Below are 25,712 nucleotides of genomic sequence, written 5' to 3'. Positions count from 1 at the left end.
GTGCCCCCTAGTCCCATTCCAGGCCGCCACGACGCCAGACATAGGCGTAGGCGACGAAGACGGTGAGCGCGAAGAGGAGCATCTCGACGAGCCCGAAAAGCCCCAGGGCGTCGAAGGTGACGGCCCAGGGATAGAGGAAGACGATCTCGATGTCGAAGACGATGAAGAGCATCGCCGTCAGGTAGTACTTGATCGGGAAGCGGCCACCACCGGACGGATGTGGCGTCGGCTCGATCCCGCATTCGTACGCCTCGAGCTTGGCCCGGTTGTAACGCCTGGGCCCGACGAGGGTGGCCATCACGACGGAGAAGATCGCAAAGCCTGCCCCGAGGGCTCCCAGTACGAGGATGGGCGCGTAAGCGTTCACCGTCCTCGCTCCCTTCAGTCGACGATGACTGGATGGCGGTCCGCTCGGGCCCTCTGATCGCCCCGTGGAGATCGTGCACATGTGAGGCAGTTCACAAGCCCGAGCCGCCTGCATCTTATGCCCGTCGGTCTGTGATCTGCGACACGGGGATGACCTACGCCTTTGTGATCTCCACCACCCAGCGAAGGATCATGAAGTCGGATGAGCGGTGATCTTCATACGCGAAGCGCGCGAGTGATCACGAGAGGTGACATTCACCTGGGTTACCGCTGGTCAGGGCGGGGTTGTCAATATCAAGTGGGAGCCGCTACGGGCAAATTGGCGCTGGACGCGGTCAACTGCTAGTGGAGGTCGGCCCGTAGACGTGATCCGCTCGTGACCCGGCCGTGATCATCGGTACGTGCTTCGGTTCACGAGCGGCAGCCGATGCCAGATCACGGGAACATAACGGACACTCAAGAGTGACCTATCCCACGCTATTTCACGGGCTAAGTCCTTGACGCCCGGGAAGCCTTGGCGTGGCGGATGCGGAAGTGGTAGGCGCCCGCCGGACCCGCATCGAGCAGCAAATGCCATGCGTAGGAGCATGATCGCCAAATCCGGACATCCCGTCGCGGGCTCGACGGGCGGACAAAAAGTCCCCTTTGTTCGTCGCGTACATGCCAGGTGTGGCGCACTGCACCTTTGTTGGCAGCAACCTGCGGCTCCTGATAGCCGTAGTTGCCATGTCCCCGAACGCACTCATACCCAGCCACCGGAAGCCCCGCCGTCCTTCCGCGTCCTCGCGGGCGCTGCGTGCAGGAGTGACCGGTGGCTTCCTCACCCTCGCGGTGACCGGCGCCACCGTGCCGGCGAACGCCGCGGAAAAGCCCGTCTCCGAAACCCAGGAGATGCCGACGATCACGACGGCGCTGGCCACCAGCGCCGCGAAGAGCGCCGACACCGCTGAGCAGGTCGCGTTCAACTACGAGCGTCAGGCACTCCAGGACAGCGCCTTCTCCAAGGCCGCCAAGTCCGCGGAGAAGCACAAGGCCGAGGCCGTGAAGAAGGCCAAGGCCGAGGCCAAGAAGAAGGCCGAGGAAGCCCGCAAGGCCAAGGAGGCCGCGCAGGCCCGTGCGTCGCGCTCCTCCGAGCGGACGACCCTGTCCGCACCGTCCACCGGCACCGGCACCTCCGCCACCCTCGTCTCCTTCCTGAAGGCGCAGCTCGGCAAGGCGTACGTGCTCGGCGCCACCGGCTCCTCGGCGTACGACTGCTCCGGCCTGACCCAGGCCGCGTTCAAGCAGGTCGGTATCGACCTGCCGCGGGTCTCGCAGGACCAGTCCACCGCCGGCACCCAGGTCGGCCTGGACAACCTCCAGGTCGGTGACATCCTGTACTGGGGCAGCGCGGGCAGCGCCTACCACGTCGGTGTCTACATCGGTGACGGCAAGTTCATCGGTGCCCAGAACCCCAGCACCGGCATCGTCGAGCGCCCGCTCAGCTACGACATGCCGACCGGCGCGGTGCGCGTCCTCTAGGACCGCCGCGCACCCGGTGCCGCACAAGGGCCGTCTCTCTCGCCGCTCGGGAGGGACGGTCCTTCGGCATGCCTCCAGCGGGCTCGTCGGCGGCTTGCGCGTGCCCGTCGGGCTCGTCGGCGGCCTGCGCGTGCCCGGCGCCTGACGGGTCGGCCATGCCGTCCGGCGGGCCCATTCGCGCCGCGCAGCGCCACGATCGCGCCACGTACGGGTCGAAGTCCGCCCGTAGGAGCGACCGATGAACGGTGCGGAGCGTTGCACCTCTCGCCATTTGCCGCACATGTCCCCCCAAGGGCGTCGTGCGGCATCCGTAGAGAGAGGACACGCGCGCTCCGATGAACATCTCCCGCATCGCCCGCCGGACCGTCACCCGGGCCGCGACGGCTGCCGCACTGGCCACCGCCCTCGGCCTGGGCGCCGTCCCCACCGCGACCGCGGCCGCACCGGCCGCCGCGCCGCACGCCGTACGGACCCCGGGCACCGACCCGCACGGCGGCTGGCACCAGGACGGACTGCGGCTGAAGGCCGCCGACAACCGGAAGGTGGACGCCTTCGTGGCCCGCGCCCGGCGGGCCGAGCGCTCCATCAGCCCCCAGGTCCGCGCGGTCGCCCGGATCAGCCATGCCGAACTGATCGGCTTCGACCAGCGGCTGAAGTCGCCGGACTCGCTCAAGCGCAAGGTCGCCACCTGGATGCACGAGACGCCGGGGCAGTCGGTCGACACCTCGCTCGGCATGATCAATGACGCGGTCCGCTACACCCTCCAGTGGCCGGCCGGCAAATACAGCCAGGGCGTGCACACCGCGGCCGGCCTGCTGTCCGCCTGGGGCAACGACTCCACCCGCTGGGCCAACACCTGGAACCGGACCACCGGCTACAAGGCGATCAACTCCGCCTGGCGCGCGCCCCGCTCCGGCCAGCTCTTCGAGGTGCAGTTCCACACGCCCCAGAGCAAGGCGGCCCAGCTGCAGACGCACAAGCTGTACGAGGAGCAGCGGCTGCCGGGCACCCCGCCCGCGCGGGTGCGCGAGCTCCAGCAGCAGCAGAACGCGATCTTCGCGGCGGTGCCGGTCCCGGCGGGCGCCGAGCGGCTGACCGCCCCGGCCCACCGGGTGGCCGACCCGTCCCGCCACCGGCCGGCCCCGGACCCGGCACGCCGCCTCCCGGTTCCGGCCCACGTCCCCGTCGGCTGACCGGACCGGTCCCGCACGGCGCCACCGGCGCTCACCCGCAGGTGGCGCCGTTGCCGGCCGCGGCACATAGCCGCCGCGGCCGGCCGGGGCACGTACGGGCCGCGGCCGGCCGGCAGGTCACCAGCCCGCGCCCGCCGGCTGCTTGGTGGTCGCGTTGAGCCGGTTGAAGAGGTTGGTGACCCCGATCGTCAGGATGATCGCCGCCAGCTGCCGCTCGTCGAAGTGGTCGGCGGCGTCGTCCCAGACGGCGTCCGGCACCGGGTCGGCGCTGTCGGCGAGCCGGGTGGCCGCCTCGGTGAGCGCCAGGGCCGCGCGCTCGGCGTCCGAGAAGTACGGCGCCTCCCGCCAGGCCGCCACCGCGAACAGCCGCTCGTCGCTCACGCCGTTCTTCCGGGCGCTCTTGACGCCCCCGTCGACGCAGAAGCTGCAGCCGTTGATCTGGCTGGCGCGCAGATGCACCAGCTCCAGCGTCGCCTCCGGCACCCCGCCCTGCCGCGTCGCCTTGACCACGTCCAGCAAGGGCTGCATGGCCTCGGGGAGGACCACTGCGGGGTTCTTCATCCGTGCGTTCATCACTGTTCTCCTCCAAAGATTCCGTCGTTGTCGCACTGACGGATCCCGGCCGGAGAATGTGACGGCGGCGGCCCGGAAAATCTTCCCCGGGACCGCCGCCGCCTGATCAGCGGGCCGGCACCGTGCCTCCGCACGCTGCCGGCCCGTACGTCACGCCTTCGGTGCGACCTTGCTCAGACCGTTGATGATGCGGTCCATCGCGTCACCGCCCGTGGGGTCGGTGAGGTTGGCGAGCATCTTGAGGGTGAAGCGCATCAGCAGCGGGTGGGTCAGACCGCGCTGGGTGGCGACCTTCATGACCTTGGGGTTGCCGATGAGCTTCACAAAGGCGCGGCCGAGGGAGTAGTAGCCGCCGTAGGTGTCCTTGAGGATCTTCGGGTAGCGCTGCAGGGCCAGCTCGCGCTGCGCGTACGTGGCGCGGGCGTGCGCCTGCACGATGACCTCGGCCGCGATCGCGCCGGACTCCATGGCGTAGGCGATGCCCTCGCCGTTGAACGGGTTGACCAGCCCGCCCGCGTCACCGACCAGCAGCAGGCCCTTGGTGTAGTGCGGCTGCCGGTTGAAGGCCATGGGGAGCGCGGCGCCGCGGATCGGGCCGGTCATGTTCTCCGGCGTGTACCCCCAGTCCTCCGGCATGGACGCGCACCAGGCCTTGAGGATCTCGCGCCAGTCCAGCTCCCGGAAGGCGGAGCTGGAGTTGAGGATGCCGAGGCCGACGTTGCTCGTCCCGTCGCCCATGCCGAAGATCCAGCCGTAGCCGGGCAGCAGCCGGTCCTGGGCGCCGCGGCGGTCCCACAGCTCCAGCCAGGATTCCAGGTAGTCGTCGTCGTGCCGGGGCGAGGTGAAGTACGTCCGCACGGCCACGCCCATGGGGCGGTCCTCGCGCCGGTGCAGCCCCATGGCCAGCGAGAGCCGGGTGGAGTTGCCGTCGGCGGCGACGACGAGCGGGGCATGGAAGGTGACCGGGGTCTTCTCCTCGCCCAGCTTGGCGTGGACGCCGGTGATGTGGCCGGTCAGCTCGTGGACGATCGGCGCGCCGACGTTGCAGCGCTCGTACAGCCGCGCGCCGGCCTTCTGCGCCTGCCGGGCCAGCTGCTCATCGAAGTCGTCGCGCTTGCGGACCAGTCCGTAGTCCGGGTACGAGGCCAGCTCCGGCCAGTCGAGCTGGAGCCGGGAGCCGCCGCCGATGATCCGCAGGCCCTTGTTGCGCAGCCAGCCCGCTTCCTCGGAGATGTCGATGCCCATCGCGACCAGCTGCTTGGTGGCGCGCGGGGTCAGCCCGTCACCGCAGACCTTCTCGCGCGGGAACGCGGTCTTCTCCAGCAGGAGCACGTCCAGACCGGACTTGGCGAGGTGATAGGCGGTCGCCGAGCCGGCGGGCCCGGCACCGACGACGATCACGTCCGCGCTGTGCTCCGAGCGGGCTGTGGTCACGGAATCGGTCACGGACGCGGACTCGGTCACGGTGCTGTCTCCCGGAAGTCGATATCTGGATTTCTGGGTGCCGACCGGCACCGGGCACGGGCAGTCTATGGGGGCCGTGGTGAGCGGAACCTGAAGGGTTGTGCCGTGACCTCCGTGTGCGGGGCCGGGCCCGCACCGCCCGCGAACCGCCCGCTGCCCGCTGCTTGCTGCCGTCAGCTCCCGGCCGGCTTGCGCCCCCGGTGCAGTGCCACGACGCCGCCGGTCAGATTGCGCCAGGCCACCTCGGTCCAGCCCACGCCCTGGAGCCGCGCGGCGAGTTCGGGCTGGTTCGGCCAGGTGCGGATGGACTCGGCGAGGTAGACGTAGGCGTCCGGATTGCTGCTGACCGCACGGGCGACCGGCGGCAGCGCACGCATCAGGTACTCGGTGTAGACGGTCCGGAACGGCGCCCAGGTCGGCTCGCTGAACTCGCAGATCACCAGGCGTCCGCCGGGCTTGGTGACCCGGTGGAGCTCCGCCAGCGCGGCATCGGTGTCCTGGATGTTGCGCAGCCCGAAGGAGATGGTGACGGCGTCGAACACCCCGTCCGCGAACGGCAGCCGGGTGCCGTCCCCGGCCGTGAACGGCAGCCACGGGTGGCGCTTCTTGCCCTCGCCCAGCATGCCGACGGAGAAGTCGCAGGGCACGACGTACGCACCGGCCCCGGCGAACGGCAGCGAGGAGGTGCCCGTACCGGCCGCGAGGTCGAGCACCCGCTCGGCGGGGCGGGCGGCGACCGCACGCTCCACCTCCTTGCGCCACAGCCGCGCCTGCCCCAGGGAGAGGACATCGTTGGTGAGGTCGTACCGTGCCGCCACGTCGTCGAACATCGCGGCGACTTCGTGCGGCTGCTTGTCCAGGGATGCTCGGGTCACCCGGCCATTGTCCACCGTGGCCGGTCCCGGGCCCGCACCGGGCACGGCCGGGCGCCGGATCCGGTGCCGGCGAGCGGCACGGGGCGCTCCGCTTCAGCGCCGGCGATGGACGAGTCGGCCGGCCAGCACCGTGACCAGACAGCTGCCGTCCTCGGCGAAGACCGCGAAGTCGGCCCCGCCGCCGACGGTCAGCGCACGCGGGCGGCCGCCGGGCACCTCCGCGAGCCCGGACCGCTGGACGGCCGTACGGACCGCGGGCCGGGTGAACGGCCCGGTCAGCGCCGTCGTCCCGAGGGCCAGCAGACGCTGCAGGCCCCGGCGCGCGCTGGCGCCCCAGCGCGCCTCGGTCATGTCGAGCGCGGCGAGCGCGTCGCCCCCGATCGGCTCGCTGCCGAGCTCCCCGGCCTCGCGCGGGTCCGGGTGGTAGACGGCCTCCAGCAGCGCGGCACCGTCCGGTTCGGCACGGCCGGGGGTCAGCACGCCGTCCCACTCCCGGACCCGCGCCTGGTCTCCATGGGCCGCCAGCAGCTCCTCGTACGGCCCGATGGCGGCGATCCGGCCGCCGTCGACGAGGACCGCGTGGCCGGCGGCCGGCTCCCCGTCGGGGACGAGCCGGACACCGCGCACGCGGTGAAGTGTCAGCATCGCGGGGTCAGTTGGCCTCGACGAGCTTCAGCTCCGGATGAGCCGTGCCGCCCTCGATCGCCGTCGAGGACAGATGCGAGACGACCTTGTCGTCGACCGGGTCGTTGGCCGGGTCGTCGTGCACGAGAAGGTGCTCGTACGTCGTCGCGCGCTGCGCCGGGACCCGGCCCGCCTTGCGGATCAGGTCGATGATCTCCATGCGGTTGGAGCGGTGCTTGGCGCCGGCCGAGGAGACCACGTTCTCCTCCAGCATGATGGAGCCGAGGTCGTCCGCACCGTAGTGCAGCGACAGCTGGCCGATCTCCTTGCCGGTGGTCAGCCACGAGCCCTGGATGTGCGCGACGTTGTCGAAGAACAGCCGGGCGAGGGCGATCATGCGCAGGTACTCGAAGAGGGTGGCCTGCGTCTGGCCCTTCAGATGGTTGTTCTCCGGCTGGTAGGTGTACGGGATGAAGGCGCGGAAGCCGCCCGTACGGTCCTGGACGTCGCGGATCATCCGCAGATGCTCGATCCGCTCGGCGTTGGTCTCACCGGTGCCCATGAGCATCGTCGAGGTCGACTCGACACCCAGGTTGTGGGCCGCCTCCATGATCTCCAGCCAGCGCTCGCCGGACTCCTTCAGCGGCGCGATGGCCTTACGGGGACGGGCCGGCAGCAGCTCGGCGCCGGCGCCCGCGAAGGAGTCGAGCCCGGCGGCGTGAATGCGCTGGATCGCTTCCTCGACCGACACCTTGGAGATCCGGGCCATGTGCTCGACCTCGGAGGCGCCGAGGGAGTGGATGACCAGCTCCGGGAAGGCCTTCTTGATCGCCGAGAAGTGTTCCTCGTAGTACTCGACGCCGTAGTCCGGGTGGTGCCCGCCCTGGAACATGATCTGGGTGCCGCCCAGTTCGACGGTCTCCGCGCAGCGGCGCAGGATGTCGTCGAGATCGCGGGTCCAGCCCTTGGCGGTGTCCTTGGGTGCGGCGTAGAAGGCGCAGAACTTGCACGCCGTCACACACACATTGGTGTAGTTGATGTTGCGCTCGATGATGTACGTCGCGATGTGCTCGGTGCCCGCGTAACGGCGGCGGCGCACGGCGTCGGCGGCCTGGCCCAGCGCGTGCAACGGGGCGGAGCGGTACAGGTCGAGCGCTTCCTGCGGTGTGATCCGGCCGCCCTGCGCGGCGCGGTCGAGCACGGACTGGAGGTCGGCGTTCTCGGTCACCGGGGCGTCCCTTTCACAGGCGGGCATCACGAACTGAACCAGCGTACGTCAGGGGTCCGACAGCCTCGCCGCCGGTCAGCCGGCGCCGGGCACCAGCGCCTGGTCAACGCCTCGTACGCCCGTGCGCGTCGCCGCTCTCGGCGCTTCGTCACCGCTTCGTCAGCGTCGCCCGCGGCGTGCCGCCCGCGTCGTCGTCCGAGGCGAAGGCGAGCGTGCCGCCCGGGCCCAGCGTGTACGTCACCCGGGACTGGTTGCCCGTACAGCCGGGCCCCTGCTGTCCGTCCGGACGCTCCATGAGCACCAGCCGCTTCCCGGTGGCCGACTCCAGCCGTGCCTTGGCCCGGCACTTCACCAGCACCGCGTCATAGGTGGTGTGGATGACGTACGCACCCTTGCCGCCGTTTTTGATGACGCCCGTACGAGGGGCCGGACACCGCCCCGTACGAGGGATCCGGGGCCCGAACGCGCCGCCGGGCACCGCACCCGCCGGGCCGTGCCCCGCCCGCTCCGGGGTGCCGGCCGCCAGCTCCTCCCTCGCGTCGAGGTTCAACAGCTCCACCGCCTGCCGGCTGGCCCGCTCGACCAGCGCACCGGGCAGCCGCCCCGCGCGCACCAGGCCCGCCGCGCCGCCGCTCCCCTCCCCCACACGCCACCAGGCAACCGGCCCGCCCCCTCTGCCAACCGGCTACCCGGCCGCCGACCCCAACAGGTCCACCTTCACATCGGCCGGGAACCCGGTCGTCGGCCCGACCCGCCGGGCGAATTCCGTGACCCCCTCCAGCTGTGCGGGCCCGAAACGGAAGTCGAGCGTGGTGAAGTAGCGCTCCAGGACCGGCTCGTCGAAGGTCTCCCAGCGGGCCGCCTGCTCGGCGACCTTGCCGACCTCCTCCAGCGACAGATCACGCGAGGCCAGAAACGCCTCGTGCACCTTCTGCACGACGACCGGCTCGCGCTCCAGGTACTCGCGACGGGCCGCCCAGACGGCAAAGACGAACGGCAGGCCCGTCCACTCCTTCCACATCTGGCCCAGGTCGTGCACCTCCAGGCCCAGCCGGGGCCCGTCGTGCAGATTGGCGCGCAGTGCGGCGTCACCGATCAGCACCGCCGCGTCCGCCTCCTGCATCATCACGCCGAGGTCCGGCGGGCAGGTGTAGTAGTCGGGCCGCACCCCGATCTTCTCGGCCAGCAGCAGCTGGGCCAGCCGTACGGACGTCCTGGAGGTCGAGCCGAGGGCGACCCGGGCACCGTCCAGCTGCTCCAGCGGCTTCTGCGAAACGATCACGCAGGACATCACCGGGCCGTCGCAGCCGACGGCGAGGTCGGGAAAGGCCACGAGGTCGTCGGCGGCCCGCAGGAATTCCACGAGGGTGATCGGCGCGATGTCGAGCTCCCCGCGGACCAGCTGCTCGCTGAGCTTCTCCGGCGTGTCCTTGGTGAGGTCCAGATCGAGCAGGGTGCCCGTACGGGCGAGGCCCCAGTAAAGGGGCATGCAGTTCAGGAACTGGATGTGGCCCACTCGCGGCCGGCTGCGACGGCGGCCGGCGTCGGCTCCCGCGGGTGCGTCTCCGAAGGTTGAATTGTCCACATGCGGAGGCTAGACCTGTCCCGCTAGGGGCAGCGCGGCGGGTCGGCGTATGGACGTTAGTGCGGTCGGTTAAACGTGATCTTTGGCTCTTCCGCCTCGCGAGCGCACCATGCTAAGCTCAGCGCAAGTTGCAGTTTGGTTTCCCTTGCAGTACAGAGCCTGCGGAGCATGTGACCCCGCAGGCTCTTGTAGTTTCAGACTTCTTTGCAGGTTCTGGAGCAGGGCAACCCTTTGGCCCAAGGAGGGCTTATGGCTACCGGAACCGTCAAGTGGTTCAACGCTGAAAAGGGCTTCGGCTTCATCGCCCAGGACGGCGGCGGCCCGGATGTCTTCGTCCACTACTCGGCGATCAACGCCTCTGGTTTCCGCTCCCTGGAGGAGAACCAGCAGGTGAACTTCGACGTCACGCAGGGCCCGAAGGGTCCGCAGGCGGAGAACGTCACGCCGGTCTAAGTTGCCTGGCCCGGAATCTTTCCAGGTCGTTTCCAGCAGTACCCAAGGAGCCCTGCTCCGCCATTTCGGTGGCGAGCGGGGCTCCTGCCTTTTCCCGCCGACGACCGGTTTCCTGCCGATGACTGGCCTGAATGGCCACCGCATGAATTTTTCTCGTCCGGCGCATGACACACCCATCAGGCGCAGCAATGCGGAAAATTCTCCGGCAATGCGCGCCCTGCTCGCTACTCCCCCGGCAGCAGTCATCTCCCTCGTTTGGTCGCAAAGAAACCGGATCTCGACGCGCCCGGGCGGGGCAAGTACAGCGGTCGCTCAGCAGAAAACCGTGAGCAACAAGGGAACCGTCGAGGTGGCGAGCGCGGTGGCGGCGACAGCGAGAACGATGCGCGGTGTACGCCAGCGCAGTCCCCAGGGGAAGGCGAACGAGAGCAGGGCCAGTGCCGCACCGGCCAGGTACAGGAAGGGCGCGCTTTCCAAGGGGACGGTGACGCCGGCGGGGCAGTTGTCGGGCCCGCAGGAATCCGTGGCCATCGTCGCGAATCCGTAGAGCAGAAAGGCGGGAATCCAGAGCGTCCCGATGATGGATACGGCGATGAGCGGCGGGCACCACCACCAGCGGTCACGGGCCCTCGGGGCCGGCGCGAATGCTCGCGGAGCCGCGTCCATGGCAGCGGGCAGCGCACCCGGCCTGCCCCGGCGAGCGGGCGGACCCGGCGGCACATTTTGGCGTAAGTGCCCACCGGTACAAAGAAGTTGCGGCAGATGACGAAGTGATCACCGAAAGTGGTCACATCGGAACATGGCGCGGCATACCGTGGGCAGAATGAGCGAGCACTTGCCCCCGCAGAAGACCTGTCCCGACTGTGGTGGCAGAGGCACCGTGGACTGGGAGACGCCGGCCGGCGACAAGGTCACGACGCAGTGCTCCGGTTGCGGCGGCACCGGCACCGTCCTGGCTTAGGGCGTGTCGTTTGGATCAGGGCGGATCAGGGAGCGGGGTCTGGTGCACTTCGTTCGCTGCGCTCTCTCCGTCTCGGCTCCACAAGAGCCACCGGATGCCGAGCGCGATCGCAAGGCGGAGGAGGGAGTCGACGCGGAGCGATGGGGGTCCCCCGCGCCGTTGAGGCGTGGGGGAGAGTGACGACAACGCGGATGGGGGTCCCCCCGCGCCGTTCAGGCGTGGGGGAGTGCGTGCCAGACCCCGCGAGCCCGCCATGATCCAAACGACACACCCTAGGGGAGGCGAAGGCGACATGGCGCCCTTGGGAAGGAACGGTAAGCCGGTCGGCCTGGACGCGCAGTACGTCGGCCGGCTGCCGTGCTCGACCTGCGGGATACGTTCGATGAAGCTGCCCGGCCAGCAGGGCGGGCTGTGCATTCCGTGCTACGCCGAGGAGTGCGCGGCCGAGGGACGCCGTGCGGCGACGGCCGGCTCCTGGGTGACGGCGAGCTTCGTCGGCGACCCGTGCCTGGCCTGTGGCTCGCGGTCCGTCGACGCCAACGGCTGGGCGTTCTGGTGCAACTCCTGCGATATGCAGACGGCGGTCGCGTTGCCGCCGCAGTGAGCGGTCCAGCGACGGGGCCGCTCTGCGGGCCTCGGAGACTCCGCACGTCAGACCCCGTGCCACCTCCCCCACAGAGGTGACACGGGGTTCCAGTCTGACGCGCCGGGCGCGAGGGCTCCAGAGCGGGGTCACCTGCTTTCGTAAAGGCTGGCTATGTCTTTGGCGAAATCTCGCGAGACGGCGGCCCGGCGGAGTTTCAGGGACGGGGTGAGATGCCCGGATTCCGGGGTGAAATCCACCGGGAGAACGGCGAAGCGGCGAATGGATTCGGCCCGGGAGACCAGTGCGTTGGCGTCGTCCACCGCACGCTGGAGATCGGCGAGCAGGCCCTTGTCGCGGAGCAGCTGCTCGGACGGCACGCTCTGCTTCTTGTGCATCTGGCACCAGTGGGCGAGGCCGTCCGGATCCAGGGTGAGCAGGGCGGTGATGTAGGGGCGGTTGTCGCCGACGACCATGCACTGGCCGACGAGGGGGTGCGAGCGGAGGCGGTCCTCCAGGGGTGCGGGGGCGACGTTCTTGCCGCCCGTGGTCACGAGGATCTCCTTCTTGCGGCCGGTGATGGTGAGGTAGCCGTCCGGGTCGAGTGATCCGAGGTCGCCGGTGGCGAACCAGCCGTGGTCGGTGACGGGGCGGGCCGCACCGAGGGTGGCGTCCCAGTAGCCGGAGAAGACGTGTCCGCCGTGGATCAGGATCTCGCCGTCGTCGGCGATCCGCACCGCGCTGCCGGGGAGCGGCCAGCCGACCGTGCCGATGCGGGGGCGCAGCGGTGGCGTGACCGTGGTGGCGGCGGTGGTCTCCGTCAGGCCGTAGCCCTCGAAGATCTCGATGCCGGCGCCGGTGTAGAAGGCGGCGAGGCGGTGGCCGAGAGGGGAGCCGCCGCAGAGGATGTGGCGGACCCTGCCGCCGAGCGCGGCCCGGATGCGGCGGTAGACGAGCGGATCGTAGAGCTTGCGGGCGGCCTTGAGGGCGACGCCGGGGCCGGGGCCCGTCCCGTGTTCCCTGGCCTCGACCGCCTCGCCGTAGGAGCGCGCGACGCGGGCCGCGCGGTCGAAGGAGGCGCCCTTGCCCATCTTCTCCGCAGTGGCCCGGCCGGTGTTGAAGACCTTCTCCAGGACGTACGGGATGGCCAGCAGGAAGGTCGGACGGAAGCCGGCCAGGTCGGCGAGCAGGTCATCGGTCTGGATGCTGGGGGCGTGGCCGAGGCGGACGCGGGCGCGCAGGCAGCCGACGGCGACCATGCGGCCGAAGACGTGGGAGAGCGGGAGGAAGAGCAGCGTGGCGGCGGGCTCCTCGCTGACCGACCTGAAGATCGGGGGCAGCAGCTCGACGGCGTTGTCGACCTCGGCGAAGAAGTTGGCGTGGGTGAGGGCGCAGCCCTTGGGGCGACCGGTGGTGCCGGAGGTGTAGATGAGGGTGGCGAGGGCGTACGGGCCGGTGGCGGCGCGGCATTGGTCGACCGCCTCGTCCGGGAGGTCCCGGCCCGCGGCCATGAGCTGGGCGACCGCGCCGGTGTTGAACTGCCAGAGGTGGTCCAGAACGGGGAGTTCGCCGCGCAGACCGCTGATCAGCCGGGCCTCCTCGACGTTCTCCACCACGCAGGCGCGGGCACTGGAGTCGTGCAGGATCCACTGCGCCTGGTGGGCGGAGGACGTGGGGTAGAGGGGGACGGTGACCAGGCCGGCCGCCCAGGCGGCGAAGTCGACGAGGGTCCACTCGTAGGTCGTACGGGCCATGATCGCGAGCCGGTCGCCGGGGCGGAGGCCGTGCGCGATCAGCCCCTTGGCGACGGCGCGGACCTCGACGGCGAACTCCGCGGCGGTGATGTCCCGCCAGGTACCGCTGGGTTGTTTGCGGGCGAGCACGACGTCGGCGGGCGCCTCGGCGGCGTTGGTGAAGGGGATGTCGCCGAGCGAGCCGCTGCGGACGGGCGGGGCCAGCGGGGGGACGTAGACCTCCCGAACTGCGCCGTTGACCAGGGTTTTCTGGGGTTCCCGCAGGGTGCGGGCGGGGGCGCCGGCCGGGTCGGCGGCTGGTGCGTCGACGGGTGATCCGGTGGCTGCACTGTCCTGGTGGAACACGAGCGGCTCCTCGTTTCGCCTGTGGAGTGCGGAGGGGGGTGGGGCGGGCGCCTGGGGGTGCGGGAGGGGCGCGCGGTGTCGCGTGGGCGGTGCGTGGCCGAGGGGGTTGGGGCTGGTGCCTGCCGTTGCTGGTGCCGTGGCTGGTGCCCTTGTGGGTGGCCAGGGTGGTGCGCCTACGCGCCGTGGGCGGCGAGGCCGGTGCACCTGCGCGCCGCAGCGGTCACTGTTACGGACGCGGACGCGGACTCGGGCACGGACACGGACTCGGGCACGGGCACAGGCACAGACGCGGACGCAGTCACGGACGCAGCCGGGCCACGGCAGGTAACTGGTCTGGCGTGGCCGTCTTCTGAGGGCCCCCGAGGCCTGCCCCCAACGGCGGCGAACTACCGGGCGTCCTCGCGGTGTCGGCCTCGACCGGCCCCAACACCGCACAGAACCGGGCAAGTTGTGACGGGTGGGCGACGGCGGCCGTCGGCGAACCGCCCGCCCCCGCCGGGGGAACCGTGGCACTCATCTGCGACCCAGCTCCTGACCCGACGGTAACCTTACTTCGAGGTCAATTTATGTGAGGACCAGGAACCGGCCAATGGCCGCGCGACACCTTCACGAATTCACCCCACGGGCCACGGGTCCAGGTCACGAACGGCCTGCTCTGCGCCTGTCGCGTGCCCGGCCGCCGTCCACGCCGAGGACCGTCACCCGCCGGGCGGCCCGCAAACAGTCGGCGGCCCGGCGCGCGGCGGACCGTTTGGTCGCCGCACGCCGGGCCGCGTCACCCTCTGGCGCCGGTCCGAGTCACCCCCTGACGCCGGACCTGCTCCCATGGCCGACGAGTTCGCCCGGCACCCATCGCTCCCCGCCCATCATCCGGCCCAGGCCCGCCCAGACGACATTCATCATCGTGGCCGCGGCGTCCTTCGCCGACGGACGTGCCCACTCCCCCGAAGTTCCCTCGTCCGTACGGCAATTGGCCCACTCGGCGAGCGACTCGGCGGCGCCGACCAGCGCGTGCGCGAGCCCGGCCACCTCCCTTTCGGCCAACTCGCCGACGCAGCCCGCTTCCTTTGCGGCTGCACCCAGCAACTCCGTGACGAACTCGACGATCTCCCCTCGTACCGCGGCGACTTCGTGGGCGAACGGCTCACCGTGCGTCCTGGCCTGCTGGTGGAGTACGGCCCAGCCCTCCGGATGCTCGGCGGTGTACGCAAAGAACCCCCGCAGGCCGCCCCACAATTGCCGGTCGGCGCTCTCCCCCGGCTCGACGGCCGCCGAAACCGCCGCCATCAGCGCCTCCGACTCCCGCCGGATCACCGTGCTGAACAGGTCTTCCTTCGAATTCAGGTACAGATAGACCAGCGGCTTGGAAACCCCGGCCAGTTCGGCGATCTCGTCCATCGAGGCCGCCCGATATCCACGCCGTGCGAACGTCAGCACCGCGGCGTCCAGCATCTGCTGCTCCCGGACGGCGCGCGGCACCCTCTTGCTCTTCACAGCTCCCACCCTGAATGTCCCTCCATCCCGCCCCTTTACTGCAAAGTAAGTTTACGATCTCCGGTTCCCGCCTCCGCCTGCTTGACGCGTTCCCGCTCATGACGAGACGATACGTATCGTTACGTTGCCTCAGCCGCCTATCCGGAGGACAGCCCCATGCAGCAGTTCATCGATGCCGCGCCCGGTATCCGCTTGTGGACCGAGCAGCGCGGTCCCGCCGATGCGCCCCCGCTGTTGCTGGTCATGGGCGCCCAGGCGACCGGCGTCGGCTGGCCGGAGCCACTGGTCGACGCGCTGGCCGCGCACCACCGGGTCATCCGTTACGACCACCGCGACACCGGCCGCTCCACGTGGTCCTTCGAGGAGCAGCCCTACCGGATCGCCGATCTGGCCACGGACGTGATCGCGGTCCTGGACGGGCTGGGCATCGGCCAGGCACATCTCGTCGGCATGTCATTGGGCGGCATGCTGGCCCAAATGGTGCTGGCGGACCACCCCGACCGATGCCTCAGCGCCACTCTCATCGGCACCAGCGCCCTCAGCACCACCCCCTACACCCGCCCGGACGGTCGGACGGTGCCGGCCGGGGAACTCCCGGGCATCGCGCCCGAGGTCCTGGAGCTGTGGTCCCGGCCCGTCGAGGATCACGGGCCGACGGCCGAAGTGGAGCGCCGGATCGAACACTGGCGGGTACTCGCCGGTGACCAACTCCCCTTCGACGCGGAGTACTTCCGCGCCCTGGAGCACCGCGTCATCGCGCACACGGGGCACCACCGCACGAGCACCGCACACGGCCGTGCGGAGCATGACGGCATGCTCCGCACCGAGCAGCTCGCCACGAACGAAGTGCCGTCGCTGGTGATCTGCGCACCCGCCGAGCCGGTCTTCCCGCCTCCGCACCCCCAGCACCTCGCCCAGTGCGTGCGAGGCGCGCGGCTCGTCGAGATCCCGGGAATGGGCCATGCACTGCCGCCCGCCGTCCAAGGACCGCTGGCCGCCGCGATCCTGGCCCATACGGGAGCGGCGACGGGCTGAGGGCACGGGAGTCCCGGGGAGAGCCCGGCTCCGGCGGCGGACGGCCGAGGCGGCTCGCCTGGTAAGGCAACGCGCACGGGTGCGCCCCGACCTCTACAGCAAGGTCGGGGCGCACCCGTAGGGAAAACTCAGGCTAGGCAGCGGCCGTTACGGAGACCTTCTCCTCCGCGCCCTCGGCGCCGGCCGTGTCCAGGCTGATGCTCTTCGCGCCGCTGTACGCATCGCGGTCCAGGATCTTCTCCCTGGCGGAGACCAGGATCGGGATGACCGACTGGCCGGCAACGTTGGTGGCCGTACGCATCATGTCCAGGATCGGGTCGATGGCCATCAGCAGGCCGACGCCCTCCAGGGGGAGGCCCAGCGTGGAAAGGGTCAGCGTCAGCATGACCGTCGCGCCGGTCAGGCCGGCGGTGGCGGCGGAGCCGATGACGGAGACGAAGACGATCAGGAGGTAGTCGCCGATGCCCAGGTGGACGTCGAAGATCTGGGCGATGAAGATCGCGGCGATCGCCGGGTAGATCGAGGCGCAGCCGTCCATCTTGGTCGTCGAGCCGAACGGCACCGCGAAGGAGGCGTACTCGCGCGGCACACCGAGGCGCTCGGTGACCTGCTGGGTGACCGGCATGGTGCCGACCGACGAGCGGGAGACGAAGGCCAGCTGGATGGCCGGCCAGGCGCCGCGGAAGAACTGCAGCGGGTTGACCTTGGCGACCGTCGACAGCAGCAGCGGGTAGACGCCGAAGAGGACCAGGGCGCAGCCGAGGTAGATGTCGACGGTGAAGGTCGCGTACTTGCCGATCAGGTTCCAGCCGTAGGTCGCGATGGCGTTGCCGATGAGGCCGACGGTGCCGAGCGGGGCGAGGCGGATGACCCACCACAGGGCCTTCTGCAGCAGTTCCAGGACGGAGCGGCTGATCGTGAGGACCGGCTCGGCCTTCTCGCCGAGCTGCAGCGCCGCGATGCCGGCGACGGCCGCCATGAAGACGATCTGCAGGACGTTGAGCTCGGTGAACGGCGTGATGATGTCGGTGGGGACGATGCCGGTCAGGAAGTCGATCCAGGAGCCCGCGTGGTCGGGGAGCTTGCCGTCCTTGGGGCTCAGGCCGGTGCCCGCGCCGGGGTGGGTGAGCAGGCCGATCGCCAGGCCGATCGCGACCGCGATCAGCGAGGTGACCATGAACCACAGCAGGGTGCGGGTGGCGAGCCGGGCGGCGTTGTTGACCTGCCGCAGATTGGTGATCGACACCAGGATCGCGAAGAAGACCAGCGGGGCCACGGCCAGCTTCAGCAGCTGGACGAAGAGGTCGCCGATGTGCTGGAGCGTGGCGGTGAGCCAGCCGATGTCACCGTTCTTGGCGATCGCGCCGAGCAGCACGCCCAGGGCGAGACCGGCCAGGATCTGGGCCCAGAACGGGACCTTGGGTATGCGGGAGGACTTGGGGGTCTGGGGCGCCGGTGAGGACTCGGCGGCCTGGGCAGACGTGGACAACGGACACACTCCGGGGACAGGTCGGGCATCGGAAGGCGGCGCGGGGCGCCAGGAGGTCGAGCGGCCGCGGAGCGGTTCGAGGGAGCTCGAAGCAGGGGGCCTCCCGCCCGGAGGGCGAGGGGGATCTCCGGCGGCTGAATGAAGAGTCAGCGGCGGCAACAGGCCGCGGACAGACAGCGGCAGAGATCGACATGCAGGCGCGCCACGAGCGGAGTGCTCATGGGGAACGGGGGCGCGGCTGCCATCTTCATGGCACGTACATTAACACTTGAACTTTGAGGAACCCAAAGAAAATCTTTGACTTCCCTAGAGGCCACAGAACCGGACGACTCGTCAAAAACGCGACCGGCGCCCGGTCATGGAACACAAGCCATGACGGCGGGCGCCGGTCGCGGACGGGCGGCTGTGAGGCGTCTTACACAAAAGGTCCAGGCCTTTAGCCGCATGCCCTTAAGCAGGCCGTTACCCCAGCCCGTCCTCCTGGCCTGCGTGGGCCGCGAGCCGCTCGCGCTGGCGGTCGACCTTGGCGACGATCTGCTCGGACATCGCATCCCGCTGCTTGCGCAGCAGCACAAAGCTGAGCGGCGCGGAGATCACGATGGCGAGCAGCAGCATCCAGACGGTGTTGGACGCGCCGACGGCGAGCGGAATGATGTGGAGGTAGGCCAGCACCCACACCACGGCGAACGAGGCGACGAAGAGGCCGATGCGAAGGGCGGTGTAGCGGAGCGTGGCGAAGTTGTGGCTACTCACGGATGGGACCTTCTCCTCAACGGCAACCTAAAGGGTCTGCATCCAGTCAAGCACAGCGCTTCGGGCGATCTTCGCGGCCCCCGACGCAGTGCCCCTCGCCGCAGCTCCCGTCCCCACGCCGGCCCGCACCCCGCCCCGCGCCTCAGGCCACCTCCCGCCACATCGTGATGTCATCCCGGAAGTCACCGTCCGCGACCTTGATCGCGCCGGGCACCCGGCCGACCTCCTTGTATCCGCAGGACGCGTAGAAGCGGCTGAGGCCGGTGCCGCCGCGGCAGGTGAGCCGGATGCCGGAGATGCCGTCGAGCGAGCGGGCGGCATCGGCGACCGCGGCCATCAGCTCCCGGCCGACCCCCTGGCCCTGGACGGAGGGGTGGACCATGACGGTGTAGACCCACAGCCAGTGGCGCATCAGCCGGTGGCCGTTGAAGGTGAGGAAGGCGGCGGCCAGGACCCGGCCGTCCGGATCGCGGCCCACCAGCAGACGCGTGCGGCCCTCGGCCATCGAGGCCAGATGCCTCAGCAGCTCGGGGCGTATGTCGTCCTGGGTCACCGGCGGGACGAAGCCGACGGCGCCGTCGGCGTTGGAGACGTCGCTCCACAACGCGCATATCCCGTCGCGGAGAGCGGGGGTGACCGAAGGGTCCAGGTCGAAACGCACGTTCATGACCCGGACCCTAACTCCCGCCACTGACAGCGGCCCCGGCCTGCTCAGACGCGCATCGGCTGGGGCGACTCACGGCGCTCGGGGTCCGGGCCCGGGTACTCGCGGATGGCCTCGTAGCGGGTGTTGCGCTCGACGGGGCGGAACCCTGCGTCCCGGATCAGCTCCAGCAGGTCCTCGCGGGTCAGCTTGTTGGGCGTGCCGTAGTTGTCCGCGTCGTGCGTGATCTTGTACTCGACGACCGAGCCGTCCATGTCGTCGGCGCCGTGCTGGAGGGCGAGCTGGGTGGTCTGCAGGCCGTGCATGACCCAGAAGCACTTGATGTGCGGGACGTTGTCGAAGAGGAGGCGGGAGACCGCGAAGGTCTTCAGGGCCTCCGCACCGGTCGCCATCGTCGTACGGGCCTGGAGCTTGTTGCGGACCTTGCCGTCCTGCATGTCGACGAAGTCGTGCTGGTAGCGCAGCGGGATGAAGACCTGGAAGCCGCCGGTCTCGTCCTGGAGCTCACGCAGCCGCAGCACGTGGTCGACGCGGTGGCGGGGTTCCTCGATGTGCCCGTACAGCATCGTCGAGGGGGTCTTCAGGCCCTTCTCGTGGGCCAGGCGGTGGATGCGCGACCAGTCCTCCCAGTGGGTGCGGTGGTCGACGATGTGCTGCCGCACCTCCCAGTCGAAGATCTCGGCGCCGCCGCCGGTCAGCGACTCCAGACCGGCGTCGATCAGCTCGTCGAGGATCTCGGAGGCACTCAGCCCGGAGATGGTCTCGAAGTGGTGGATCTCGGTGGCGGTGAAGGCCTTCAGGGAGACGTCCGGCAGCGCCTTCTTCAGCTCGCGCAGCGACCGCGGGTAGTAGCGCCACGGCAGCGTCGGGTGCAGACCGTTGACGATGTGCAGCTCGGTGAGGTTGTCGTTCTCCATCGCCTTGGCGAGGCGGACGGCCTCCTCGATCCGCATCGTGTACGCGTCCTTCTCGCCCGGCTTGCGCTGGAAGGAGCAGTAGGCGCACGACGCGGTGCACACGTTCGTCATGTTGAGGTGGCGGTTGACGTTGAAGTGGACGACGTCGCCGTTCTTGCGCGTCCGCACCTCGTGCGCCAGTCCGCCCAGCCATGCCAGGTCGTCACACTCGTAGAGGGCGATACCGTCCTCGCGGGTCAGCCGCTCCCCGGCGTGGACCTTCGCCTCCAGCTCACGCTTGAGGCCCACATCCATCGACGCAGCCATCCGGTCGCCTCCAGTCTCTGCCGTATCGGTGCCGTTTCGGAGCCGGAAACGGGCTTCGACGAGCGTACTCCCCCGTAATAGAGGCGGACGGGGCCCCCTTGGCGGGCCCGTCCGCTCCCGGTGTGCCGCCCGGCGCCCGGGGCCTACTCCGCCTCTTCGGGCAGTTCGCCGACGCGGTTCTCCCACTTGGTGGAGAGCACGATCGTGGTGCGCGTACGGGAGACGCCCTTGGTGCCGGACAGCCGCCGGATGGTGCGCTCCAGGCCGTCCACATCGCCCACCCGCACCTTGAGCATGTACGAGTCGTCGCCGGCGATGAACCAGCAGTCCTCGATCTCGGCGAGGTCGCGCAGCCGCTGCGCGACGTCCTCGTGGTCGGTCGCGTCCGACAGCGAGATGCCCACCAGCGCGGTGACGCCGAGGCCGAGCGAGGCGGCGTCGACCGTCGCACGGTAGCCGGTGATCACACCGGCCGCTTCGAGCCGGTTGATCCGGTCCGTGACGCTGGGCCCGGAGAGGCCGACGAGCCGGCCGAGCTCCGCATACGAGGCCCGGCCGTTCTCACGAAGTGCCTGGATGAGCTGCCTATCCACCGCGTCCATGCCCTCAAGCCTTCCAATCTTTACGCATTTTCGTGTTCTGCATGTAGAATCTAAGGCATACAGGGCCTAGACCCTGCGAATCTTTCAGACGATCAAAGACGATCTCAGGAGTTGTCACCGTGTACTCGATCGAGATGGCCTACGCCCGCATGCGTGAGCTGCAGGACCAGGCCAATCGTTCACGTGCCCACCGCGCCGCGGCACCGCGGTCCCGGCGCCGCTTCGGGCGCGCCGCCGCAGCCAAGCAGCGCTAGGGAGCGTCCGGGGCCTCCTCTTCCTTGGAGCCACCCCGCAGCTCCCCCTCCCAACGCCGGTACAGCCCGTGCGGCACCTCGGCCGCATCGAGCACCCGGCCCGCGACGAAGTCCACCAGATCCTGGATGTGCGTCGCTCCCGCATAGAACGCCGGTGAGGCGGGCAGCACCACGGCGCCCGCCTCGTCCAGCGTCACCAGATGCTTCAGCGTCGGTCCGTTCAACGGGGTCTCGCGCACCGTGACCACCAGCCGTCGCCGCTCCTTGAGCGTCACGCTCGCCACCCGCTGCAGCAGGTCCTTCGACAGCCCGAGCGCCACCCCGGCCACGCATGCGGTGCTCGCCGGGACGATCAGCATCCCCTTCACCGGATACGAACCCGACGAGGGCCCGGCGGCCAGATCCCCGGCCGGCCAGTACCGCACATCCGCCAGGTCCGCCTCCGTCACCGGGAACGCCGACGGCTTGCCGTCGGCCCCCCGCGCCAGCCATTCCCGCAGGCCGGCGCGCCAGTGGGCATCCCGGAAGGCGATGCCTGTCTCGTCCAGCAGGGTCAGCCGCGACGCCCGGCTGACGATCAGGTCCACCGCCTCCCCGGCGGCGAGCAGCCCGCGCAAGACGGACGCGGCATACGGTGTCCCGGACGCACCGGAGATCCCCACGACCCACGGACGGCGTCGGCCGGGGTCCTTGCTGGTGTTGTTGTGCGGCGACTCCACGGCATCGAGCCTATCCGGCGGAACCGTGGACCCCCTCACGGCCGTTCTTACCTGTGCGCCCCTCGCGGAGCCCCGCCGAGGGCCGCCCCACCGGGGACGAGAAGGGACGGCCGGAGATGAGAGCACGCGCGAAGCCCGCGATCTGCCTGATGCTGGGCTGGGTCGCCCTGCTGTGGGTGCTGGAGGGTGTCGACACCGCCAGCGGGGGCGCCCTGGACTCCTTCGGGATCCAGCCGCGCGAGCCCGCCGAGCTGGTCGATGTGGTGCCCGCCGCCTTTCTGCACTTCGGCTTCGCCCATCTCATGGCGAACACCCTGCCGTTGCTGCTGCTCGGCTTCGTCGCCGCGCTGCGCAGCGGGGTGCGGCGCTTTCTCGCCGTCGTCCTGCTGATCATCCTCACCAGCGGGCTGGGCGTCTGGTTCACGGCCGCGCCGGACAGCAACACCGCGGGCGCCTCCGGCGTCATCTTCGGCCTCTTCGGCTATCTCCTGGTGCGCGGCTTCATCGAGCGCTCCCTCCTGGACATCGGCATCGGCCTGGTCATCGGCGTGCTGTACGGCTCGATCCTGTGGGGCGCGCTGCCGACGGACAGCCAGATCAGCTGGCAGGGGCATCTGTTCGGGCTGATCGGCGGAGTGCTGGCGGCCTTCGTCTTCCGCGAGCGCGCCCGCGCCGGTGCGGCGGGAGCCACTGTCGGACCCGTCACGTAACCTCGGAATCGAACGGGAGCCGCGCGGGCGGGCACGATGCCCCGCACACGCGGCCTCCACACGCAGCAAGCACTGCATACGGGGTGAGCAGACCATGTCCGACTACCAGCAGCCCGGGTACGGACCGTACGGCGGCGGACCGCAGCAGCCGTACGGAGCCCCGCAGCAGGGCTGGCCCGGCGGCGCGCCCGGCGCCTACGGCTACCCCGGCCCGCAGCAGCCCGGCTACGGCACCCAGCCGCCGCCGACCTCGACGAGCCCCGCGATGTGGGCCCATCTCGGCACGCTGCTGGTCGTCACCGCCGGCTCGGTGATGTGCTGCGGTCTGGGCGCGCTCCTCGGGTGGATCTTCCCGTTGTCCGTCCGCAACAACGAACGCCACAAGCACGATCCGTACGTCCGCCACCACGCCACCCAGGCGCTGAACTTCGGCATCACCCAGGCCATCATGGCGGCCCTCGGCGCGGTGCTGTACTTCGGCAGCGCGTTCGTCTTCGCCGCGGTCGCCACGGAAGCCCAGCGCCAGAGTTCCGGTCTGGCCGTCCCGCTGCTGACCGTGGCCGCCCTCATGGGCGCGTACGCAATATCCGGGCTGGTCTGCGCGATCATGGCCACGGTGAAGGCGACCCGCGGCGAACTGTGGACCTATCCGCGGCTGATCGCCTGGCCGCTCAGCAAGGGCTGAGGGGCAGGGGCGGGCCGGCCGGAGGACGCACGGCGCCGTATCGGCCGAGCGAAGCGCCGGCCGGAGCAGGGCCTCGGCGCCCGGCCGCCGGCGGGCTCGGCTCCGAACCGCCGTGTGCCGCGCTCAGACCGTCAGCCCGCGCACCAGCAGATCCAGCAGCGCACAGACGAACAGCGCAATCCCGATGAACCCGTTGACCTGGAAGAACGCCCGGTTCAGCCGGGTGAGGTCGTGCGGCTTCACGATCGTGTGCTCGTAGAGGAAGGCCGCCGCCACGATCACCAGCCCCAGCCAGAAGAACACGCCGGCGCCGGTCGCCAGCGCGTACCAGACGAAGAGCCCCGTCGTGACGAGGTGACAGCCGCGGGCCCCCCAGATCGCCGCCGGGATGCCGAAGCGGGCCGGGACCGACCGCACCCCGACCTCACGGTCCGTCTCCACGTCCTGGCAGGCGTAGATCAGGTCGAAGCCACCGATCCAGATGCCGACCGCGACGCCGAGGATCACCGCCTCCCAGGACCAGGTCCCGGTGATCGCGATCCAGGCGCCGATCGGCCCCATCGCCTGGGCGAGGCCGAGGATGGCCTGCGGGAAGTTCGTGAACCGCTTGCCGTACGGATACACCACCATCGGCACCACCGCGACGGGCGCGAGCGCCAGGCACAGCGGGTTGAGCAGTGCCGCCGCGCCCAGGAAGACGACGAGCGCGATCAGCGCGCCCGTCCATGCCGACGTCACCGACACCGCGCCGGTGACCAGTTCCCGGTGCGCGGTGCGCGGATTGCGGGCATCGATCTCGCGGTCGATGATCCGGTTCGCGGCCATCGCGAACGTCCGCAGGCCGACCATGGCGACGGTGACGAGCAGCAGCCGGCCCCAGTGGATCTGCCGGTCCGCCTCGTACATCGCGGTCAGCGCGGCGATATAGGCGAAGGGCAGCGCGAAGACCGAGTGCTCGATCATCACCAGGCGCAGGAACGCCTTGGTCCGGCCCGGCTGCGGGACCGCCGCGGATGCGCTGCTCACGAGAGTCCGTACTCCTTCCAGCGGCGGTCGACCAGCGCCGCCGTCCGCGGGTCGGACTCGACCATCGCCGGCCAGCCCCCGTCGCGCGTATAGCCCTCCTCGGGCCACTTCTTCGTCGCGTCGATACCCGCCTTGCCGCCCCAGAACTGCTGGTAGGAGGCGTGGTCGAGATGGTCGACGGGACCTTCGACGACGGTCAGGTCCCGGGCGTAGTCGGTGTTGCCGAGCGCCCGCCAGGACACCTCGTGGAGGTTGTGGACATCGCAGTCCGCGTCCACGACCACGATCAACTTGGTCAGCGACATCATGTGCGCGCCCCAGATGGCATGCATCACCTTCTGGGCGTGTTTGGGGTACTTCTTGTCGATCGAGACGATCGCGCAGTTGTGGAAGCCGCCGGACTCCGGCAGGTGGTAGTCCACGATGTCCGGGACGATGATCTTGAGCAGCGGCAGGAAGAACCGCTCCGTCGCCCGCCCCAGCGGCCCGTCCTCCGTCGGCGGCCGCCCCACCACGATCGACTGGAGCAGCGGCCGCTTACGCATCGTCACACAGTCGATGGTCAGCGCCGGGAACGGCTCCTGCGGCGTGTAGAAGCCGGTGTGGTCGCCGAACGGACCCTCGGGCAGCATCCCGCCGGGCTCCAGCCAGCCCTCGATGACGACCTCGGCATTCGCCGGGACCTGCAGCGGCACGGTCTTGCAGTCGACCATCTCGATCCGCTTGCCCTGGAGGAAGCCCGCGAAGAGGTACTCGTCGATGTCCCCGGGCAGCGGCGCGGTCGAGGCGTATGTCACCGCCGGCGGGCAGCCGAAGGCGATCGCGACCGGCAGCTTCTCCCCGCGCTTGGCGGCGACCTGGTAGTGGTTGCGGCTGTCCTTGTGGATCTGCCAGTGCATCCCGATGGTGCGCTTGTCGTGGCGCTGAAGGCGGTACAGACCGAGGTTGCGCACCCCGCTCTCCGGGTCCTTGGTGTGCGTCAGCCCCAGGTTGAAGAAGGAGCCGCCGTCCTCCGGCCAGGTGAACAGCGCCGGGAGCCGGTCCAGATCGACCTCGTCGCCCTGGAGCACGACCTCCTGGACGGGCGCGTCCTTGACCTTCTTCGGCGGGACGTGCGTCATGCCGGCGAGCTTCCCGAACGCCTCGCGCACACCGACGAACCCGTGCGGCAGCTCCGGCTTCAGCAGCCCGCCGATCTTGCCGCTGATCTCGTCGTACGACGTGAGGCCCAGCGCCTTGAGCAGCCGGCGGTCGGTGCCGTAGACATTCATGGCGAGCGGCATCGCCGAGCCCTTGACGTTCTCGAAGAGCAGCGCCGGGCCGCCGGACTTCTGCACCCGGTCCACGATCTCGCCGATTTCCAGATACGGATCGACCTCGGCCTTGATGCGCTTGAGGTCGCCATCCCGCTCCAGTGCGCGCAGGAACGAGCGAAGATCGTCGTAAGCCATGCCGTCCAGTATCGGGTACGCACTACCCTGGACGGGTCACCGGGCCCCGCCACGGGCCCGCCGTCGCACGCAGGGGGATCCG

At 70.0% G+C, this 25,712-nt stretch carries 28 protein-coding genes; 9 read left to right on the top strand and 19 right to left on the bottom strand.

Going from position 1 to position 25,712, the window contains the following annotated elements; genetic code table 11:
- Nucleotides 1–7 precede the first annotated feature (7 nt).
- Nucleotides 8–367 carry an NADH-quinone oxidoreductase subunit A gene (locus tag CPH93_RS18940; RefSeq protein ID WP_006604811.1) on the bottom strand — a complete coding sequence of 120 codons (360 nt, stop codon included), beginning with the start codon at nt 365–367 and terminating at the stop codon, nt 8–10.
- Between the two features lie 725 nt (nt 368–1,092).
- Between CPH93_RS18940 and CPH93_RS18935 the strand changes: the two genes are divergently transcribed.
- Nucleotides 1,093–1,887, top strand: a complete 795-nt coding sequence (locus CPH93_RS18935; RefSeq protein ID WP_093483856.1) for a C40 family peptidase — start codon at nt 1,093–1,095, stop codon at nt 1,885–1,887.
- Nucleotides 1,888–2,222: 335 nt separating this feature from the next.
- A complete protein-coding gene (locus CPH93_RS18930; protein ID WP_096213526.1) occupies nt 2,223–3,080 on the top strand; it encodes an ATP nucleotide 3'-pyrophosphokinase in 858 nt (285 codons plus the stop codon).
- Nucleotides 3,081–3,197: 117 nt separating this feature from the next.
- Here the strand turns inward: CPH93_RS18930 and CPH93_RS18925 are convergent, their stop codons facing one another.
- The 7 genes from CPH93_RS18925 to CPH93_RS18895 all read right to left on the bottom strand — a co-directional run bounded on the left by CPH93_RS18925 (nt 3,198) and on the right by CPH93_RS18895 (nt 9,429).
- Nucleotides 3,198–3,653: a carboxymuconolactone decarboxylase family protein gene (locus tag CPH93_RS18925; RefSeq protein ID WP_093483858.1), complete on the bottom strand. Its 456-nt coding sequence runs from the start codon at nt 3,651–3,653 to the stop codon at nt 3,198–3,200.
- A 150-nt stretch (nt 3,654–3,803) separates the two neighbouring features.
- Entirely contained in the window at nt 3,804–5,168 is a 1,365-nt protein-coding gene (locus tag CPH93_RS18920; RefSeq protein ID WP_107452763.1) for a geranylgeranyl reductase family protein, read from the bottom strand.
- Between the two features lie 122 nt (nt 5,169–5,290).
- Nucleotides 5,291–5,992: a demethylmenaquinone methyltransferase gene (locus CPH93_RS18915; protein ID WP_093488821.1), complete on the bottom strand. Its 702-nt coding sequence runs from the start codon at nt 5,990–5,992 to the stop codon at nt 5,291–5,293.
- A gap of 93 nt (nt 5,993–6,085) precedes the next feature.
- Nucleotides 6,086–6,637 (bottom strand): imidazolonepropionase-like domain-containing protein, encoded by a 552-nt coding sequence (locus tag CPH93_RS18910; protein ID WP_096213525.1) that lies wholly within the window; start codon nt 6,635–6,637, stop codon nt 6,086–6,088.
- Nucleotides 6,638–6,644: 7 nt separating this feature from the next.
- Complete coding sequence (mqnC, locus tag CPH93_RS18905; RefSeq protein WP_096213524.1) at nt 6,645–7,844, bottom strand: cyclic dehypoxanthinyl futalosine synthase; 1,200 nt, start codon at nt 7,842–7,844, stop codon at nt 6,645–6,647.
- 148 nt (nt 7,845–7,992) lie between these two features.
- A complete protein-coding gene (locus CPH93_RS37285; RefSeq protein WP_331716929.1) occupies nt 7,993–8,490 on the bottom strand; it encodes a hypothetical protein in 498 nt (165 codons plus the stop codon).
- A gap of 39 nt (nt 8,491–8,529) precedes the next feature.
- Nucleotides 8,530–9,429, bottom strand: a complete 900-nt coding sequence (locus tag CPH93_RS18895) for a menaquinone biosynthetic enzyme MqnA/MqnD family protein (RefSeq protein ID WP_096213523.1) — start codon at nt 9,427–9,429, stop codon at nt 8,530–8,532.
- A 249-nt stretch (nt 9,430–9,678) separates the two neighbouring features.
- Here CPH93_RS18895 and CPH93_RS18890 point away from each other — a divergent pair, with 249 nt between their 5' ends.
- Nucleotides 9,679–9,882: a cold-shock protein gene (locus tag CPH93_RS18890; RefSeq protein ID WP_003984261.1), complete on the top strand. Its 204-nt coding sequence runs from the start codon at nt 9,679–9,681 to the stop codon at nt 9,880–9,882.
- Between the two features lie 312 nt (nt 9,883–10,194).
- On the opposite strand, the gene CPH93_RS18885 is transcribed toward CPH93_RS18890, so the two are convergent.
- On the bottom strand, nt 10,195–10,548 hold the full coding sequence (locus CPH93_RS18885; RefSeq protein WP_096213522.1) for a hypothetical protein: 354 nt from the start codon (nt 10,546–10,548) through the stop codon (nt 10,195–10,197).
- Between the two features lie 157 nt (nt 10,549–10,705).
- On the opposite strand from CPH93_RS18885, the gene CPH93_RS35835 reads away from it, so the two are divergent.
- Nucleotides 10,706–10,843 carry a hypothetical protein gene (locus CPH93_RS35835; RefSeq protein ID WP_154073971.1) on the top strand — a complete coding sequence of 46 codons (138 nt, stop codon included), beginning with the start codon at nt 10,706–10,708 and terminating at the stop codon, nt 10,841–10,843.
- A 292-nt stretch (nt 10,844–11,135) separates the two neighbouring features.
- Nucleotides 11,136–11,447, top strand: a complete 312-nt coding sequence (locus CPH93_RS18880; RefSeq protein WP_006604800.1) for a hypothetical protein — start codon at nt 11,136–11,138, stop codon at nt 11,445–11,447.
- A gap of 128 nt (nt 11,448–11,575) precedes the next feature.
- On the opposite strand, the gene CPH93_RS18875 is transcribed toward CPH93_RS18880, so the two are convergent.
- Nucleotides 11,576–13,525 carry an AMP-dependent synthetase/ligase gene (locus CPH93_RS18875; RefSeq protein WP_096213521.1) on the bottom strand — a complete coding sequence of 650 codons (1,950 nt, stop codon included), beginning with the start codon at nt 13,523–13,525 and terminating at the stop codon, nt 11,576–11,578.
- 798 nt (nt 13,526–14,323) lie between these two features.
- Nucleotides 14,324–15,028 (bottom strand): TetR/AcrR family transcriptional regulator, encoded by a 705-nt coding sequence (locus CPH93_RS18870; protein ID WP_096213520.1) that lies wholly within the window; start codon nt 15,026–15,028, stop codon nt 14,324–14,326.
- Between the two features lie 147 nt (nt 15,029–15,175).
- Between CPH93_RS18870 and CPH93_RS18865 the strand changes: the two genes are divergently transcribed.
- On the top strand, nt 15,176–16,054 hold the full coding sequence (locus CPH93_RS18865; protein WP_096213519.1) for an alpha/beta fold hydrolase: 879 nt from the start codon (nt 15,176–15,178) through the stop codon (nt 16,052–16,054).
- Between the two features lie 133 nt (nt 16,055–16,187).
- Here the strand turns inward: CPH93_RS18865 and CPH93_RS18860 are convergent, their stop codons facing one another.
- The 5 genes from CPH93_RS18860 to CPH93_RS18840 form a co-directional block, all read right to left on the bottom strand.
- A complete protein-coding gene (locus CPH93_RS18860; RefSeq protein ID WP_093483866.1) occupies nt 16,188–17,543 on the bottom strand; it encodes a dicarboxylate/amino acid:cation symporter in 1,356 nt (451 codons plus the stop codon).
- A gap of 462 nt (nt 17,544–18,005) precedes the next feature.
- The gene (locus CPH93_RS18855) at nt 18,006–18,296 is read right to left on the bottom strand and encodes a DUF4229 domain-containing protein (protein ID WP_093483867.1); all 291 of its coding nucleotides are present in this window, start codon (nt 18,294–18,296) and stop codon (nt 18,006–18,008) included.
- Nucleotides 18,297–18,438: 142 nt separating this feature from the next.
- Nucleotides 18,439–18,963 (bottom strand): GNAT family N-acetyltransferase, encoded by a 525-nt coding sequence (locus CPH93_RS18850; RefSeq protein WP_096213518.1) that lies wholly within the window; start codon nt 18,961–18,963, stop codon nt 18,439–18,441.
- A 44-nt stretch (nt 18,964–19,007) separates the two neighbouring features.
- Nucleotides 19,008–20,171, bottom strand: a complete 1,164-nt coding sequence (mqnE, locus tag CPH93_RS18845; protein WP_006604792.1) for an aminofutalosine synthase MqnE — start codon at nt 20,169–20,171, stop codon at nt 19,008–19,010.
- A 155-nt stretch (nt 20,172–20,326) separates the two neighbouring features.
- Nucleotides 20,327–20,785, bottom strand: coding sequence for an Lrp/AsnC family transcriptional regulator (locus CPH93_RS18840; protein ID WP_093483869.1), 459 nt, complete (start codon nt 20,783–20,785; stop codon nt 20,327–20,329).
- 119 nt (nt 20,786–20,904) lie between these two features.
- Here CPH93_RS18840 and CPH93_RS37280 point away from each other — a divergent pair, with 119 nt between their 5' ends.
- Nucleotides 20,905–21,039: a hypothetical protein gene (locus CPH93_RS37280; protein WP_256331963.1), complete on the top strand. Its 135-nt coding sequence runs from the start codon at nt 20,905–20,907 to the stop codon at nt 21,037–21,039.
- On the opposite strand, the gene CPH93_RS18835 is transcribed toward CPH93_RS37280, so the two are convergent.
- Nucleotides 21,036–21,758 carry a UbiX family flavin prenyltransferase gene (locus CPH93_RS18835; RefSeq protein ID WP_096213517.1) on the bottom strand — a complete coding sequence of 241 codons (723 nt, stop codon included), beginning with the start codon at nt 21,756–21,758 and terminating at the stop codon, nt 21,036–21,038. The genes CPH93_RS37280 and CPH93_RS18835 overlap by 4 nt on opposite strands.
- Before the next feature lie 116 nt (nt 21,759–21,874).
- On the opposite strand from CPH93_RS18835, the gene CPH93_RS18830 reads away from it, so the two are divergent.
- On the top strand, nt 21,875–22,468 hold the full coding sequence (locus CPH93_RS18830) for a rhomboid family intramembrane serine protease (protein WP_096215504.1): 594 nt from the start codon (nt 21,875–21,877) through the stop codon (nt 22,466–22,468).
- A gap of 94 nt (nt 22,469–22,562) precedes the next feature.
- Nucleotides 22,563–23,153, top strand: a complete 591-nt coding sequence (locus CPH93_RS37275) for a DUF4870 domain-containing protein (RefSeq protein WP_096213516.1) — start codon at nt 22,563–22,565, stop codon at nt 23,151–23,153.
- Nucleotides 23,154–23,276: 123 nt separating this feature from the next.
- Here the strand turns inward: CPH93_RS37275 and mqnP are convergent, their stop codons facing one another.
- Both mqnP and CPH93_RS18815 read right to left on the bottom strand, forming a co-directional pair.
- Entirely contained in the window at nt 23,277–24,179 is a 903-nt protein-coding gene (gene mqnP, locus CPH93_RS18820; protein ID WP_093483872.1) for a menaquinone biosynthesis prenyltransferase MqnP, read from the bottom strand.
- Nucleotides 24,176–25,630, bottom strand: coding sequence for a menaquinone biosynthesis decarboxylase (locus tag CPH93_RS18815; protein ID WP_096213515.1), 1,455 nt, complete (start codon nt 25,628–25,630; stop codon nt 24,176–24,178). Before CPH93_RS18815 ends, mqnP begins: the two co-directional genes overlap by 4 nt.
- Nucleotides 25,631–25,712: the final 82 nt, after the last annotated feature.

It is taken from the genome of Streptomyces sp. 2323.1 (genome assembly GCF_900221035.1).
In the GTDB taxonomy this organism is placed as follows: Bacteria; Actinomycetota; Actinomycetes; order Streptomycetales; family Streptomycetaceae; genus Streptomyces; species Streptomyces sioyaensis.
Note: the sequence above shows the minus strand (reverse complement) of the source record. Positions and strands in the feature narration are given on the sequence as shown.